A 13,276-nucleotide genomic window follows, 5' to 3' on the forward strand; every position below is an offset into this window, starting at 1 on the left:
GTCTAGACGATCAGGTTGCCGAGGCTGAACATCACGTAGACGTCGAGCGAGAGCACCGCGACCAGGCACAGCCCGGTGATGTACATGAGCGCCTGCACGCCGACCGCGCGGCGGCGGCCCAGCCAGAACGCGAGCCCGTATACGGCCAGGGGAATCAGCACGCCGATGATCAGCACGGCCCAGCCCCCGCCGCTCAGGCTCGTGTCGAGGTCTCCGGCGGCGATGTTGAGGCCGACGAGGTTGCCCACGGCCTCCCAGAGGTCGTAGGCGTAGAACAAGCCGAAGGCGATGGCCACGGTGACGGTGAGCCAGGAGGGGGCGCGGCGCGGGGCATCCGTTGTGATGGGGGCAGTGGCGCCGGCCGTGTGTGCTTCACTCATGCGCCTGCCCCGCTTCCGAAGATGAAGGGCACCGGGGCCAGAAGTACGACCCCGAGCAGCAGCCAGAGCAGGCGGATGCGCGGACGACTCGCCGTGAGCCAGTACGTCACCCCGAACCAGACGATGGGAGCGGCGACGGCGAGCCAGGCGCCGAGCGAGAACATGAATTCCGAGACCGGGTCGGCGATCGGGTTCGTGATGCGATTCACGCCGATGAACCAGCCGATCGTGTAGAGAAGGTAGACGCCGGCGAGGATGCCCATGATGACGAGCGTCGCGGATGCCCCGGCGCTGGCCACCTGCGCGGCCTGCGGCCCCGTGACGGCCCGCGAGTCGTCGCGAAAGCCGTCGGGAGTGGTGCTCGGTGTTGCGGGAGTCGACCAGCCATCGGCCAGCTCAGGGCGGCTTGGGGTGTCCCCCGGCGCGAGCGTCGGATCGTTCTCACCGGCCCAGCTCAGTGCATCGTCATCCGATTTGGCATTCATACCCCCAGATTATCCCGATTCGTCGGGGATTCCGGCAGCGACGACCCCGGGGTCCTGCGCGGCCGCAGCCTCGCCGCCCAGGTCTGAAACACCGTCGCGGCAACCGCTACCGCGGCGATCCACCCGGGCCACTCGAGCCCGAAGCCCCGAGCGATGGCCAACAGGCCCCCGGCCACCAGGGCGGAGACCACGAACGTGAGCAGGAGTCCTCGGTCAATCCGCGGCGGAGCGCCGCGCAACCAGTTTCTGCGCGTCATGCTGTTCCTCACTGTGGGGCGAGACGGTGCGGCAAGCGGATGCCGTGGGTCACCCAGAAATCTAGCGGCATTAGGGCCCCAGTCCCCACCCCAGGAGGGGCACTGAGCGAGAGCTGCGGCATGCGAGCGTCGAACCATGTACATGGCGATTCTCGCCCAGAACCAGTACCTGGTGCAGAAACTAACCCGACCTCGGCATCACTTCTTTCAGAAATAAATACTAATCTTGTTAGCTCTACTCATTTATACTCTTGAATCTCAGTTCTATCTGGCTATACTGAGAATATGTCATTGACACTCCCGTCGGACACAGAATCCGACAATGAAGCGGTAGAGGCCCTCACTGAGATCCAGGAGCGCCTGACCGAAGTTCTTGCTGGGTTCAGCGTCTCACGAGCCTCTGACATGGGAGCAGTTGGGGTGATGGACCGGGTGGAGGACCTGGGCCGGTGGTGGATGCCGCCCGGGTGATGCTCGCCCATGACGTGGAGCGGCGGGCGGCGATCGATGTCGGCCCGGGCAGCCTGGTCAAGAAGCTCGGCTGCCGCAACACGGTGGACGTGATCACCTCCGTCACCCGGGTGTCAGTGCGGGAGGTGAAGCGGCGCCTCGCGTTGGGTAACTTCACCCGGGTGCGGGCGGGCGTGGGGTCGCCGTTGCCCGCGCTGTATCCGACCGTCGGCGCGGCACTGTCGGCGGGCGCGATTGGGGTCGACGCGGCCGAAATCATCGTGAAAGGCCTCGACGAGGTGGCGCGGCGGGCCGACCCGGGCCAGTTGGAGGCGGCCGAGCAGCACCTGGTGGATGTGGCAACAGGCGCTCCCAATATTGATGCCAACGGCAGCCCGGGCCCGGGGTTCGCTTTTCCCGCTGACAGTGTCCGCGGGCTGCTTGCGGTCTATCAGGCCCACCTGGACCCGAACGGTATCGCCCCGCAGGACCGCGCCCGAGAGGCTAAGAGCAGCATCGGATTCGGCCAGTTGCGCGACGGCCTTTACCCGCTGATTGGCGGCATGACGCCGCTGGATCGCGGCATCATGGAAAAGCTCTGGGCCGCCCACTTCACCACCACCACCCCCACTTTCATCACCACCGACCCCACCGACCCCGCCGACACCGCCGATACCGCCGATACCGCCAGCGCGGCCGACGCTGAGGACGCTGAGGACGCTGAGGACGCTGAGGACGCTGAGGACGCTGAGGACGCTGACGAGGACCGAAAGATCATCTCCGTTGACACTCGCCCGGCGGGTGAGAAGCGGGCCGACGTGCTGCGGGCCCTGTTCATAGCCGGTGCCCGCGATCCCGGAGCGCCGAGCATCGGCGGGGCCGCGCCGACGGTGATGGTGCACGTGAACGCCGCCGACCTCGAAACCGGCACGGGGGTCGGCTGGATCGATGGCCTTGACGCCCCGATCAGCCTCACCACCGTCACCGACCTGATGAAAATCAGCAACGTCGAACCCGTCGTGTTCGACCTGAGCGGCAGGATCGTGCAGGTCGGCAGCGTGCAGAACCGCCGCAAACGCGTCTTCGATCATCTGCAACGGCGGGCGATCACCGCCCGCGACGGCGGCTGCGTCATACCCGGCTGCACGGTGCCCGCCTACTTCTGCGAGATTAATCATGTGGTGCCCTACAGCGAGGGCGGAGACACCGTCATATCCAACGGATGTTCGATCTGCTGGTGGCATCACGCCGGCCTCGACAACATCGGCGGGTGGCGCGTCCGCATGGTCAACGGGCGACCCCAGGTCAAAGCACCGCACTGGCTCGACCCCACCGACAGCTGGCGACCACCACAGAAACACCGCGCCCAAACACCCAGCACCTAGGCTCGAACCGGGCACCACCCGTGCGCGACCGGGGCACGACGGGCCACTGATACGGGGGAATCATGAAGAAGAGCTACAAGGCGGCTGCCATCCTGCTGATTGTGCAGGGCGGCCTGATGGAATTCGGCGTCTTCATCGCCGTGATCCCGCTGGTCATTCTCGGGGTGCAGCAGCACCAGATTTCCGACCATTTCTCGTTCATCGTGCCGTACCTGCAGCAGAACCTTTACCTCATGATGGTGATGAGCGGCGTGTTCGGTGCGGTTCGACTGATCGGCGCCATCGGTCTGCTGCGCAATCGCCTGTGGGGACTCGCCCTCTCAGTCATCAATTGCGTCGTCACGATGGCACTGATGATTTTTCTGCTGCCTGCCGGAATCCTCGACGGCCTCTTCTCCTGCACCGCCCTGATCCTCATGCTGACCGCCTACTTCGGCAACCGCACGATCGTTGCCGAACCAGCCTCACAAGCCGAGCGCGCGAGTGACCTCGCTCGCTGACAAGGGCATGGTTGCGACCGGAGTGGAGACCGACCGGTCATTCCAGGGCGATCCGAACGTCCTCGGTATCCCCCATCGACTCGTTCTCCCCCGTTCTTAGGACGGGCTGGCGCAGGATCGTGCGGAGCTTCTCGGGCGCGGTGCGACGGGCATCGCTGAGGTAGATCTCGTGGTGCTTGCCGGTCATGCGCAGCGACTGCGAGGGGATGAAGTCGTTGTGCATCGCCTCGAGCACCGGGCCTTCGTCATCGTAGGCGCCGATGTGCAGGGTCTGAACGACCAGGCCCTCGTCGAGGGTGTCCACCCGAAGCGCATTCAGGGCCGGCGCCCCGCCCTTCTTCTCCACGGCCCTCCGCATGGCCTCAATGTGTTCGCCCGAGAACCAGTCCGGAACCATGATCATCGCGGTCCAGTCCCAGCGCGACTTGTCCCGCGCCGCAGTGAACGAGTCCATATCCTCAGACCACCAGAGGGCCTCGAGCGGCATCACGGTGTAGTCCCGGCCGAGCTCGTTCTTGCTGAGGAACTTGAGTGCGTATGCCATCGGGTAGATCGTCGTGAGCGCATCCGCCCAGGCCTGGGAGGTATTGGGGTCACCGTGCCCGTCGAGCATCAGGAACCGCGTCGCAGGCACCGAGACGACCTCGAATCGTCCCTTCGGTGCCGTGTACGTTGCGATCTGCTTCTTGAAGTCGACTTTCACGACAGCAGTTTAGGGGGACATCAGTTTATTGGCACAGCAGGTTACTGGAACAGCGGCGCCACCGCCGTGACGAGCTGGTGCACACCGAGTGCGATGAACAGAAACGCGCAAATGCCGAGCGCGGTGTTGGTCCACCACCGGTTGCGCCACTCCCGCGGAATGTGCGACCGGTTGAGCAGCCCGAGCAGGGTGATGGCCAGGAACGGCATGAACAGCGAGCCCAGGATGCCATAGGCCAGGATCAGGCCGATCGGCTGGCCGAGCAGCAGCAGGATCATCGGCGGGAAGGTCAGCCACAACAGGTAGAACTTGAAGTACTTGCCGCCGACGCGGGTGTCGGGGTGCCCGGAGGGCTTGCCGCGCATGTTGCCCCAGAAATCGGCGAACATGAGGCTGACCCCGTTCCAGACGCCGATGATCGACGAGAAGGATGCCGCCCAAAAGCCCACCAGAAATCCGGTTCCGACGACCACGCCGTACTTCTCGTTCAGCACGGTGGACAGGTCGAGCAGGCCGCGGTCGCCCGCGCTCAGGGTGACGCCGGCGGCGCTGACGACCTCGGCACCGACGATGAGCATGGCGATCACGAAGATGCCGGTCATGACGTAGGCCATGCGGTTGTCGATGCGCATCACGCGCATCCAGCGGGGCGTTGACCAGCCCTTTTCCCGCAGCCAGTAGCCGTAGGCGGCGAGCGTGATGGTGCCGCCCACACCGCCGGCGAGGGCGAGGGTATAGAGCACACCACCCTCGGGAATCAGGGGAATGAGCCCGGCGGCCATTGCTCCGAAGTCCGGCCGAGCGATAACGGCGAGCCCGACAACGGTGACGAACATGAGCGCGACGAGCCCGGCCGTGATCTTCTCAAACACGTCGTAGCGGCCGAACCAGACCATGACCAGCCCGGCGAGGCCCATCAGCACGGCCCAGACCGGCAACGGCAGCGCCGGGAAGAGGGCGGCCAGCGGCAACGCCGCCGAGGACATGGCCGTGGCGCCATACACGAAGCCCCACAGCATGATGTACGGGCCGAAGTACCAGGTGGTCCACTTGCCGAGCGACCGCCAGCCCTCGAAGATGGTCTTGCCGGTCGCGAGCGTGTAGCGGCCGGCGCCCTCGACGAGCACGATCTTCAGGATCACCCCGAGAATCACCGCCCAGAGCAGCCCGTAGCCGAACCGTGAGCCGGCCACGAGGGTGGCGACCATGTCGGCGGCACCGACGCCGGTCGCCGCGACGACGAGGCCCGGACCGATGATCCTGTACTTGGGGGCGGGGCCGTCATCGGCCAGGGCTCCAGTTCCGGTGCCGACTGTGGGCGGAACGAGTCCGTCGGAGAGGTCTTTCGTCATGTGTCACCTGCTGCACCATTGCGAGCGAATGGCCCCACACGTGAACGACCACCGTGGCAAGCTGTGCATTGGAGCACAGGACCTCATGAATCAGGACGTATAGCCCCAAACACGGGTCAAGCCTACGTCACGCCCCAGCCCCTTAGGTCGTGACGGTGGACGCCGGCGGAATGTTGTGGTTGAGCCGCAGCACGTTTTCGGGGTCGTACTCCCGCTTGAGGGCGCTCAACCGTTCAAACTTGCGCTGACCGTACACGGCTATCGCCTGCTCGCGGGCATCCTGCACGCCGGCATCCGTGCCGCGTTCCTCCCCCATGAAGTTGACGTAGAGCCCGCCCGAGCCCAGCGGGGCCATCTCCGCGGCGAAATTGCGCACAAAGCGGATGCGCTCGGCGTCGTCGCCGGCATCCGCCCAGAACCCGTAGATGTTCAGCCAGAACTGAGCCGTGCGGCTCGGAAACGGCGTCGCCGATTCCGGAACCCGGCCAAAGGCTCCGCCCAGGTGGTGCACGTCGAACCCGGTGCCGCGCCAGGTCTGTTCGGCGCCGCGCCGCACGAGCACGTCGATCACGTCTTCGTCCAGGTGGTCCAAGGAAGTGTTCTTCCAGTACCCGCGCACCCCCTTCGGAAACAGTTCATCGGCGGCCGACTGCCAGGTCGTCCACTTCACCGGTTCCACGATCTCGGCGTCGGGCGGCGCGGCCCGCCGCAGCTCGTCGAGGGCGCGGGCGCCCTCCTCCAGGAACGGCGTCGCCCAGGCGAAACCGAAAAGCATCCGCGGGTCATCACCGAGCCCCCAGTCGTGCGGCGGCACCAGGAACGACATGATCGAGGTCAGGGCATCCGGCAGGTCGTGCGTCCAGCTCGCGTACGCCCGCAGCGCGTCGCCCCAGTGTTCCTGGCCGTAGACAAAATTCCCTGAGAACACCTCCGGGGGCAAGGGATGCGCCTGGAACGTGAACGACGTCACCACGCCGAAGTTGCCGCCGCCGCCGCGCAGCCCCCAGAACAGTTCGGCATTCTCGGTGGCGCTGGCGTGCACCACCCGGCCGTGCACCGTCACCATCTCGACCTCGAGCAGGTTGTCCACGGTGAGCCCGTGGGCGCGGGTCATCCATCCGATACCGCCACCGAGGGTCAGCCCGGCAATGCCCGTGGAACTGACGACACCGCTCGGCACGAAGAGTCCGAAGGGCTCCGTGGCGGCGTCGATGATTCCGATCGTCGCGCCGGCCTGCACGCGCACGGTTCGAGTGCCCGGCAACACCTGCACACGGTTCAGGGCGCCGAGGTCGAGCACGAGCCCGTCGTTCACGGTGCCGTTGCCCGCCACGTTGTGCCCCCCACCCCGCACGGCCACGGGCAGCTGCCGTTCACGCGCGAAGCGCAGGGCCGCCGCGATGTCATCGGCATGCGCCGCCTGCACCACCAGGGCCGGGCGGCGGTCGATCATTCCGTTCCAGACCCGTCTCGCCTCGTCGTAACCGGCCTCACCCGGCACGATCACGCGTCCGGCGACCGCCTGCCGCAGGTCCGCGACTGCCCGGGTGAAACCATCCGCTGAGTTCATGACCTGTACCTCCGCCTCGGGTTTTCTCCCAACCACGTTACGACCGTCTGGGCGTGGCGTATACGGCCGGGACGAAACCAAACCGGGCAAACTAGCGCCGGCGACGGATGCCGCGGGCCACCGAGAAGGTCCAGCCCAGTATCCCCACCAGGCAGAGGCGTTCGGCGAGGCCGAGGAGCGCGGGCACCACGGTCAGGGTGAGCCCCAGGAAGACCAGTCCGGCGGCGGCGACCACGGTGAAGGCGAGGGCGCTGCGCCGGGCCGCGGGGAGGCATCCGCTGCGAAAGATCCAGACGGTGAGCAGCACGATGGCCAGCAGGGCCGCGCTGAACCCGATAATGGCCGAAAGCAGGTGCACGGTGCCGACGACGGATGTGGCGACCACACTCTGTCCTGCCGGTGCGATCTCGGTCGGAAAGAACGTGAGAACCGCCGAGCAGACCCCGCCGAGGGTGAGGAGCGCGAGGCCCGGAACCAGCAGGCGGGGCACGGGCAGGCTGGGCACGGGCAGGCTGGGCACGGGCAGGCGACCCGACGAGCGTGCGGCGCCGGCCACGCTCACCAGCGCGCCGACCAGCGCGAAGGACGTGACCGCGCGGCCGAGAAAGTTGAGGTTCATGATCCAGCCGAAGGGGCCGGCGGCGAGGTTGCTCTCGGCCTCGCTGATCGGGCTGTAGTGCGGCGGCAGAAACTGCAGCACGACGTCGACGGCCACGTAGACCGCGACGCCGATCATCACGATTAACGCAAGAACCCGCCCGCTCCCCGCTGCCGGCCCACGGTGGTCGTGGGCTCCGGCGGCGGAGTGCGGGCGGGACTCAGTCAAGCTGGCCTAACTGGAGAAAGAACGAGCAAAAAAAATCGAGGCTAGCGCGAGACCGAGCCGTCGGTGTAGTCGTCGTCGTTGGACGCGTTCCACGCGAAGAGCTTGCGCAGGCTGCGGCCGGTGGCCTCGATCGGGTGCTCTTCACCCTTCTTGCGCAGCGCGAGAAACTCGACTCCGCCGTTGTCCTGGTCGGCGATGAAACGCTCGGCGAACGCGCCGCTCTGGATGTCGGCGAGAACGGCCTTCATGTTCTCCTTGACGCTCGGGTCGATGACGCGCGGGCCGGAGACGTAGTCGCCGTACTCTGCGGTGTCGGAGACGCTCCAACGCTGCTTGGCGATGCCACCCTCCCACATCAGGTCGACGATGAGCTTGAGCTCGTGCAGCACCTCGAAGTAGGCAACCTGCGGCTGGTAGCCGGCCTCGGTGAGAACCTCGAAGCCGTACTGGATCAGCTGCGAGGTGCCACCGCAGAGCACGGCCTGCTCGCCGAAGAGGTCGGTTTCGGTCTCTTCGGTGAAGGTGGTCTTGATGCCGGCGGCGCGCAGGCCACCGATCGCCTTGGCGTAGCTGAGCGTGAGCGGCCAGGCGTTGCCCGAGGCGTCCTTCTCGACGGCGACGATGACGGGGACGCCACGGCCGGCTTCGAACTCGCGGCGCACGGTGTGGCCCGGTCCCTTGGGCGCAACCATGACCACGTCGACGCCCTCGGGCGCCGTGATGTAGCCGAAGCGGATGTTGAAGCCGTGTCCGAAGACGAGGGCCTTGCCGGCCGCGAGGTTCGGAAGCACGTCGTCCTTGTACAGGTGACGCTGCACCTGGTCGGGCGCGAGGATGACGATGACGTCGGCCCAGGCGGCGGCCTCGGCGGTCGAGAGAACCGTGAAGCCGGCTTCCTCGGCCTTGGCGGTCGACTTCGAGCCGGCCTTCAGGCCGATCTTGACCTCGACACCCGAGTCGCGCAGGTTCTGCGCGTGGGCGTGTCCCTGCGAGCCGTAGCCGATGACGGCGACCTTCTTGCCCTGGATGATCGACAGGTCGGCGTCTTTGTCGTAGTAAATCTCAGACAATTTTGTTGCTCCTTATTGTGTTCGGTGTCAAAAGTATTGTGTTCGTTGTCACAAGTTCAAGACTCGAAAGTCTCGGAAGAAATCACCGGTCGGTGGTCGAGCTTGTCGAGACCTTGAAGACGCGTTCGGTGATCGACTTCGATCCGCGGCCGATCGCGAGCAGGCCGGACTGGGCGAGCTCCTTGACGCCGTAGGGTTCGAGCACCCGCAGCAGGGCCTGGGTCTTGCCGCTGTCGCCGGTGACCTCGATGACCACGGCATCCGTCGCCACATCGACGACGCGCGCGCGGAACAGGTTGACGGCTTCGAGCACCTGCGAGCGAGTCGCGTTGTCGGTGCGCACCTTCACCAGCAGGTGTTCGCGCTGCACCGACTGTGAGAAGTCGAGCTCCACGACCTTGATGACGTTGATCAGCTTGTTCAGCTGCTTCGTCACCTGCTCGAGGGGCACGTCTTCGACGTCGACCTGGATCGTGATGCGCGACAGGCCGGGGATTTCGCTGTGGCCCACGGCGAGGCTCTCAATGTTGAAACCACGGCGGGCGAACAGCCCGGCGACGCGGGTCAAGAGGCCCGGTTTGTCTTCGACAAGCAGGCTCAGTACGTGCGTCGTCACGGTTATTCTTCTCCCCAGGTCGGTGCGTGGTCTTTCGCGTACTGCACATAGCTGTTGCTGACGCCCTGCGGCACCATCGGCCAGACCATCGCGTCGCGGCTCACGATGAAGTCGATCACCACGGGGCGATCGTTCGTCGCGAGGGCGAGCTTGATGGCGTCGTCCACCTGGTCCGCACTGGTCACACGGATGCCCAGCGCACCATACGCCTCGGCCAGCTTCACGAAGTCGGGCACCATCGCGGTGCCGTGCCCGGTGTTCAGGTCGGTGAACGAGTGGCGTCCGTCATAGAACAGCGACTGCCACTGGCGCACCATGCCGAGCGAGGAGTTGTTGATGATCGCGACCTTGATCGGGATCTTGTTGATCGTGCAGGTGGCCAGTTCCTGGTTGGTCATCTGGAAGCATCCGTCGCCGTCGATCGCCCAGACCACGCGGTCGGGCTGCGCGACCTTGGCGCCCATCGCGGCGGGAACCGAGTAGCCCATGGTTCCGGCGCCGCCCGAGTTCAGCCAGGCGTTCGGGCGTTCGTACTTGATGTACTGCGCGGCCCACATCTGGTGCTGGCCGACCCCGGCCGCGTAGACGGCTTCCGGGCCGGTGAGCTCGCCGATGCGCTTGATCACGTACTGCGGGGCGAGCAGGCCGTCGGCCGGTTCGCTGAAGCCGAGCGGGAACTCCTCCTGCAGGCCGTTCAGGTAGGTCCACCAGTCGGCGGTGTCCACACTCTCGGTGCCTGTTCCGGTTCGAAGGGCGTCGGCGAAGGCGATCGTCAGGTCGGCGATGACCTCCTTGGCGTCACCGACGATCGGCACGTCGGCGTTGCGGATCTTCGAGATCTCGGCCGGGTCGACGTCGACGTGCACGACGGCTGCGTGCGGGGCGAACTCGCTGATCTTGCCGGTGACCCGGTCGTCGAAGCGGGCGCCTAGGGAGACGATCAGGTCGCTCTCCTGCAGCGCGAGCACCGCCGGAACGGTGCCATGCATGCCGGGCATGCCGAGGTGCTGCGGGTGCGAATCGGGAAACGCGCCGCGGGCCATCAGCGTCGTCACCACGGGGGCACCGGTCGCTTCGGCCAGCGCGAGAAGCTCGGCCGAAGCCTGCGCGCGAATGACACCGCCACCGACATAGAGAACGGGCTTCTTCGCGGACCGGAGCAGCTGAGCGGCGGCCTGAACCTGCTTGCCGTGGGCTTTGGTGACCGGCCGGTAGCCGGGCAGGTCGAGCTTCGGCGGCCAGATGAACGGCGCGAGGCCCTGCTGGGCGTCCTTGGTGATGTCCACGAGCACCGGGCCCGGGCGGCCGGTCGATGCGATGTGGTGCGCGGCCGCGATGGCCGCCGGGATATCTTCGGCGCGCTTGCAGAGGAACGAGTGCTTGGTGATCGGCATCGTGATGCCGATGATGTCGGCCTCCTGGAAGGCATCCGTTCCCATCAGGGTGGAGAAGACCTGGCCGGTGATGCAGAGCAGCGGAACGGAGTCCATGTAGGCATCCGCGATCGCCGTGACCAGGTTGGTCGCGCCGGGGCCGGAGGTCGCGATGGCGACGCCGACCCGGTTGCTCGACGAGGCGTAGCCCTGGGCGGCGTGGCCGGCGCCCTGTTCGTGGCGCACCAGTATGTGGCGAATCTTGTCCTGCGTCATGAGCTCGTCGTAGAGCGGGATGACGGCGCCACCCGGGATGCCGAAGACGTCGGTGACGCCCAGCAGCTCCAGGGTGCGAATGATCGCGCCCGACCCGGAGAGGACCTCGGGTTGGGTCGAAACGGGGGCCGTGGGAACGGCAGACGGCGCTCCGGCCGGGGAGTTCGCGCTGGCAGCGGGCAATGGCACGGTTGAAGATTCCGCGTTCATGAAAGGAAGATCCCTACGTCGGTGATTCGATGGGAGGTGCAGTCAGCCCGAAAGCGTGTACCAGCCGGTGACTTAGCCGGTGATGGCGCCTTCGGCGGCAGAGTGCACGAGCTTGGCGTACTTGGCGAGAACGCCGCGGGTGTAGCGCGGCGGAAGCGGGGCCCAGCCGATGCGGCGGGCGGCGAGCTCATCAGGGGCGACCAGTAGGTCGAGCGAGCGAGCTGCGATATCGACCCGTATCAGATCACCATCGCGCACGAAGGCGATGGGACCTGCGTCCACCGCTTCGGGTGCTATGTGGCCGATGCACAGTCCGGTTGTGCCGCCTGAGAATCGTCCGTCCGTTAACAGTAGTACATCCTTACCGAGCCCCGCGCCCTTGATGGCGGCGGTGATCGAGAGCATCTCGCGCATGCCCGGGCCGCCCTTGGGGCCTTCATAGCGAATGATCACGACGTCGCCGGCCTTGATCTCACCGTCGGTGAGGGCATCCATGGCGGCGCGTTCGCGTTCGAACACGCGTGCCGGTCCTTCGAAGACGGATGCGTCGAATCCGGCCGTCTTCACGACCGCGCCCTCGGGGGCGAAGCTGCCCTTGAGGATCGTGATGCCGCCGCTCTTGTGGATCGGGTTGTCGAGGGTGCGCAGCACCTCGCCGTCGAGCTCGGGCGGGTCGATCTCGGCGAGGTTCTCGGCGACGGTCTTGCCGGTCACGGTGAGCGCGTCGCCGTGGATGAGTCCGGCTTCGAGCAGCGCGCGCATGACGGCCGGCACGCCGCCCTGGCGGTCGACGTCGTTCATGACGTACTTGCCGAAGGGCTTGAGGTCGCCGATGTGGGGAACCTTGTCGCCGATGCGGTTGAAGTCGTCGAGGCTCAGTTCGACCTCGGCCTCGCGGGCGATCGCGAGCAGGTGCAGCACGACGTTGGTCGAGCCGCCGAACGCCATCGCCACGGCGATCGCGTTCTCGAAGGCCTTGCGGGTCAGGATGTCGCGGGCAGTGAGGCCGAGGCGCAGCATGTTGACGACGGCCTCGCCGGAGCGGTGCGCGAAGTAGTCACGGCGGCGGTCGGCGGATGCCGGGCTCGCCGAGCCGGGCAGGCTCATTCCGAGGGCTTCCGCGACGCTCGCCATGGTGTTGGCGGTGTACATGCCGCCGCAGGCGCCCTCGCCGGGAGCGAACGCGCACTCGATGCGCTTGGCATCCGCTTCGCTCATGCGGCCGGCCTTCACGGCGCCGACGGCCTCGAAGGAGTCGATGATGGTGATGTCTTTTTCGGTGCCGTCACTGAGCTTGACCCAGCCGGGAGCGATCGAACCGGCATAGAGAAAGACACTCGCGAGGTCGAGGCGCGCGGCGGCCATCAGCATGCCCGGCAGGGACTTGTCACAGCCGGCCAGCAGCACGGAGCCGTCGAGACGCTCGGCCTGCATGACGACCTCGACGGAGTCCGCGATGACCTCACGCGAGACGAGGGAGAAGTGCATGCCCTCGTGGCCCATCGAAATGCCGTCGGACACCGAGATGGTGCCGAACTGCAGCGGATAGCCGCCGCCGGAGTGCACGCCCTCCTTCGCCGCCTGCGCGAGGCGGTCGAGGGAGAGGTTGCAGGGCGTAATCTCGTTCCACGAGCTCGCGATACCGATCTGGGGCTTGTCCCAGTCGGCATCGCCCATTCCAACGGCGCGGAGCATTCCTCGAGACGTCGTGGCTTCAATGCCATCGGTGACGTCGCGGCTGCGTGGTTTCAGATCGATCTCAGACATGCCACGAGTCTAGAACGCCTGACCCGCAGGTCTGTTCACGGGCGACGTTCGGCGAC

At 66.4% G+C, this 13,276-nt stretch carries 14 protein-coding genes; 3 read left to right on the forward strand and 11 right to left on the reverse strand.

The window, feature by feature from the left end; genetic code table 11:
• Nucleotides 1-2 precede the first annotated feature (2 nt).
• From D6T64_RS21765 to D6T64_RS21775, 3 genes are read right to left on the reverse strand one after another with little or no spacing between them, the layout of a single operon-like run.
• Nucleotides 3-380 (reverse strand): hypothetical protein, encoded by a 378-nt coding sequence (locus D6T64_RS21765; protein ID WP_119976767.1) that lies wholly within the window; start codon nucleotides 378-380, stop codon nucleotides 3-5.
• Nucleotides 377-865 carry a DNA polymerase III subunit gamma/tau gene (locus tag D6T64_RS21770; RefSeq protein WP_119976768.1) on the reverse strand — a complete coding sequence of 163 codons (489 nt, stop codon included), beginning with the start codon at nucleotides 863-865 and terminating at the stop codon, nucleotides 377-379. The genes D6T64_RS21765 and D6T64_RS21770 overlap by 4 nt, the downstream gene beginning before the upstream one ends.
• Nucleotides 862-1,122 (reverse strand): hypothetical protein, encoded by a 261-nt coding sequence (locus tag D6T64_RS21775; RefSeq protein ID WP_119976769.1) that lies wholly within the window; start codon nucleotides 1,120-1,122, stop codon nucleotides 862-864. The genes D6T64_RS21770 and D6T64_RS21775 overlap by 4 nt, the downstream gene beginning before the upstream one ends.
• A 285-nt stretch (nucleotides 1,123-1,407) precedes the next feature.
• On the opposite strand from D6T64_RS21775, the gene D6T64_RS21780 reads away from it, so the two are divergent.
• From D6T64_RS21780 to D6T64_RS21790, 3 genes are all read left to right on the forward strand, one after another.
• Nucleotides 1,408-1,593, forward strand: a complete 186-nt coding sequence (locus tag D6T64_RS21780; protein ID WP_119976770.1) for a hypothetical protein — start codon at nucleotides 1,408-1,410, stop codon at nucleotides 1,591-1,593.
• Nucleotides 1,572-2,957 carry an HNH endonuclease signature motif containing protein gene (locus D6T64_RS21785; RefSeq protein WP_147364642.1) on the forward strand — a complete coding sequence of 462 codons (1,386 nt, stop codon included), beginning with the start codon at nucleotides 1,572-1,574 and terminating at the stop codon, nucleotides 2,955-2,957. The genes D6T64_RS21780 and D6T64_RS21785 overlap by 22 nt, the downstream gene beginning before the upstream one ends.
• Before the next feature lie 62 nt (nucleotides 2,958-3,019).
• The gene (locus D6T64_RS21790) at nucleotides 3,020-3,457 is read left to right on the forward strand and encodes a hypothetical protein (protein WP_119976772.1); all 438 of its coding nucleotides are present in this window, start codon (nucleotides 3,020-3,022) and stop codon (nucleotides 3,455-3,457) included.
• A 37-nt stretch (nucleotides 3,458-3,494) separates the two neighbouring features.
• On the opposite strand, the gene D6T64_RS21795 is transcribed toward D6T64_RS21790, so the two are convergent.
• The 8 genes from D6T64_RS21795 to ilvD all read right to left on the reverse strand — a co-directional run bounded on the left by D6T64_RS21795 (nucleotide 3,495) and on the right by ilvD (nucleotide 13,220).
• Complete coding sequence (locus D6T64_RS21795) at nucleotides 3,495-4,160, reverse strand: GyrI-like domain-containing protein (RefSeq protein ID WP_119976773.1); 666 nt, start codon at nucleotides 4,158-4,160, stop codon at nucleotides 3,495-3,497.
• Nucleotides 4,161-4,201: 41 nt separating this feature from the next.
• On the reverse strand, nucleotides 4,202-5,512 hold the full coding sequence (locus D6T64_RS21800; RefSeq protein ID WP_119976774.1) for an Nramp family divalent metal transporter: 1,311 nt from the start codon (nucleotides 5,510-5,512) through the stop codon (nucleotides 4,202-4,204).
• A gap of 142 nt (nucleotides 5,513-5,654) precedes the next feature.
• Nucleotides 5,655-7,082 carry an FAD-binding oxidoreductase gene (locus D6T64_RS21805; RefSeq protein WP_119976775.1) on the reverse strand — a complete coding sequence of 476 codons (1,428 nt, stop codon included), beginning with the start codon at nucleotides 7,080-7,082 and terminating at the stop codon, nucleotides 5,655-5,657.
• Between the two features lie 91 nt (nucleotides 7,083-7,173).
• Nucleotides 7,174-7,908: a DUF998 domain-containing protein gene (locus D6T64_RS21810; RefSeq protein ID WP_147364643.1), complete on the reverse strand. Its 735-nt coding sequence runs from the start codon at nucleotides 7,906-7,908 to the stop codon at nucleotides 7,174-7,176.
• Nucleotides 7,909-7,949: 41 nt separating this feature from the next.
• Nucleotides 7,950-8,978: a ketol-acid reductoisomerase gene (gene ilvC, locus D6T64_RS21815; protein ID WP_119976777.1), complete on the reverse strand. Its 1,029-nt coding sequence runs from the start codon at nucleotides 8,976-8,978 to the stop codon at nucleotides 7,950-7,952.
• A gap of 82 nt (nucleotides 8,979-9,060) precedes the next feature.
• Complete coding sequence (gene ilvN, locus D6T64_RS21820) at nucleotides 9,061-9,594, reverse strand: acetolactate synthase small subunit (protein WP_199719257.1); 534 nt, start codon at nucleotides 9,592-9,594, stop codon at nucleotides 9,061-9,063.
• Between the two features lie 2 nt (nucleotides 9,595-9,596).
• The gene (locus D6T64_RS21825; protein ID WP_119976779.1) at nucleotides 9,597-11,453 is read right to left on the reverse strand and encodes an acetolactate synthase large subunit; all 1,857 of its coding nucleotides are present in this window, start codon (nucleotides 11,451-11,453) and stop codon (nucleotides 9,597-9,599) included.
• A gap of 72 nt (nucleotides 11,454-11,525) precedes the next feature.
• Complete coding sequence (ilvD, locus tag D6T64_RS21830; RefSeq protein WP_119976780.1) at nucleotides 11,526-13,220, reverse strand: dihydroxy-acid dehydratase; 1,695 nt, start codon at nucleotides 13,218-13,220, stop codon at nucleotides 11,526-11,528.
• Nucleotides 13,221-13,276 lie beyond the last annotated feature (56 nt).

The sequence above is a fragment of the Cryobacterium melibiosiphilum genome, from assembly GCF_003602235.1.
Lineage (GTDB): Bacteria > Actinomycetota > Actinomycetes > Actinomycetales > Microbacteriaceae > Cryobacterium > Cryobacterium melibiosiphilum.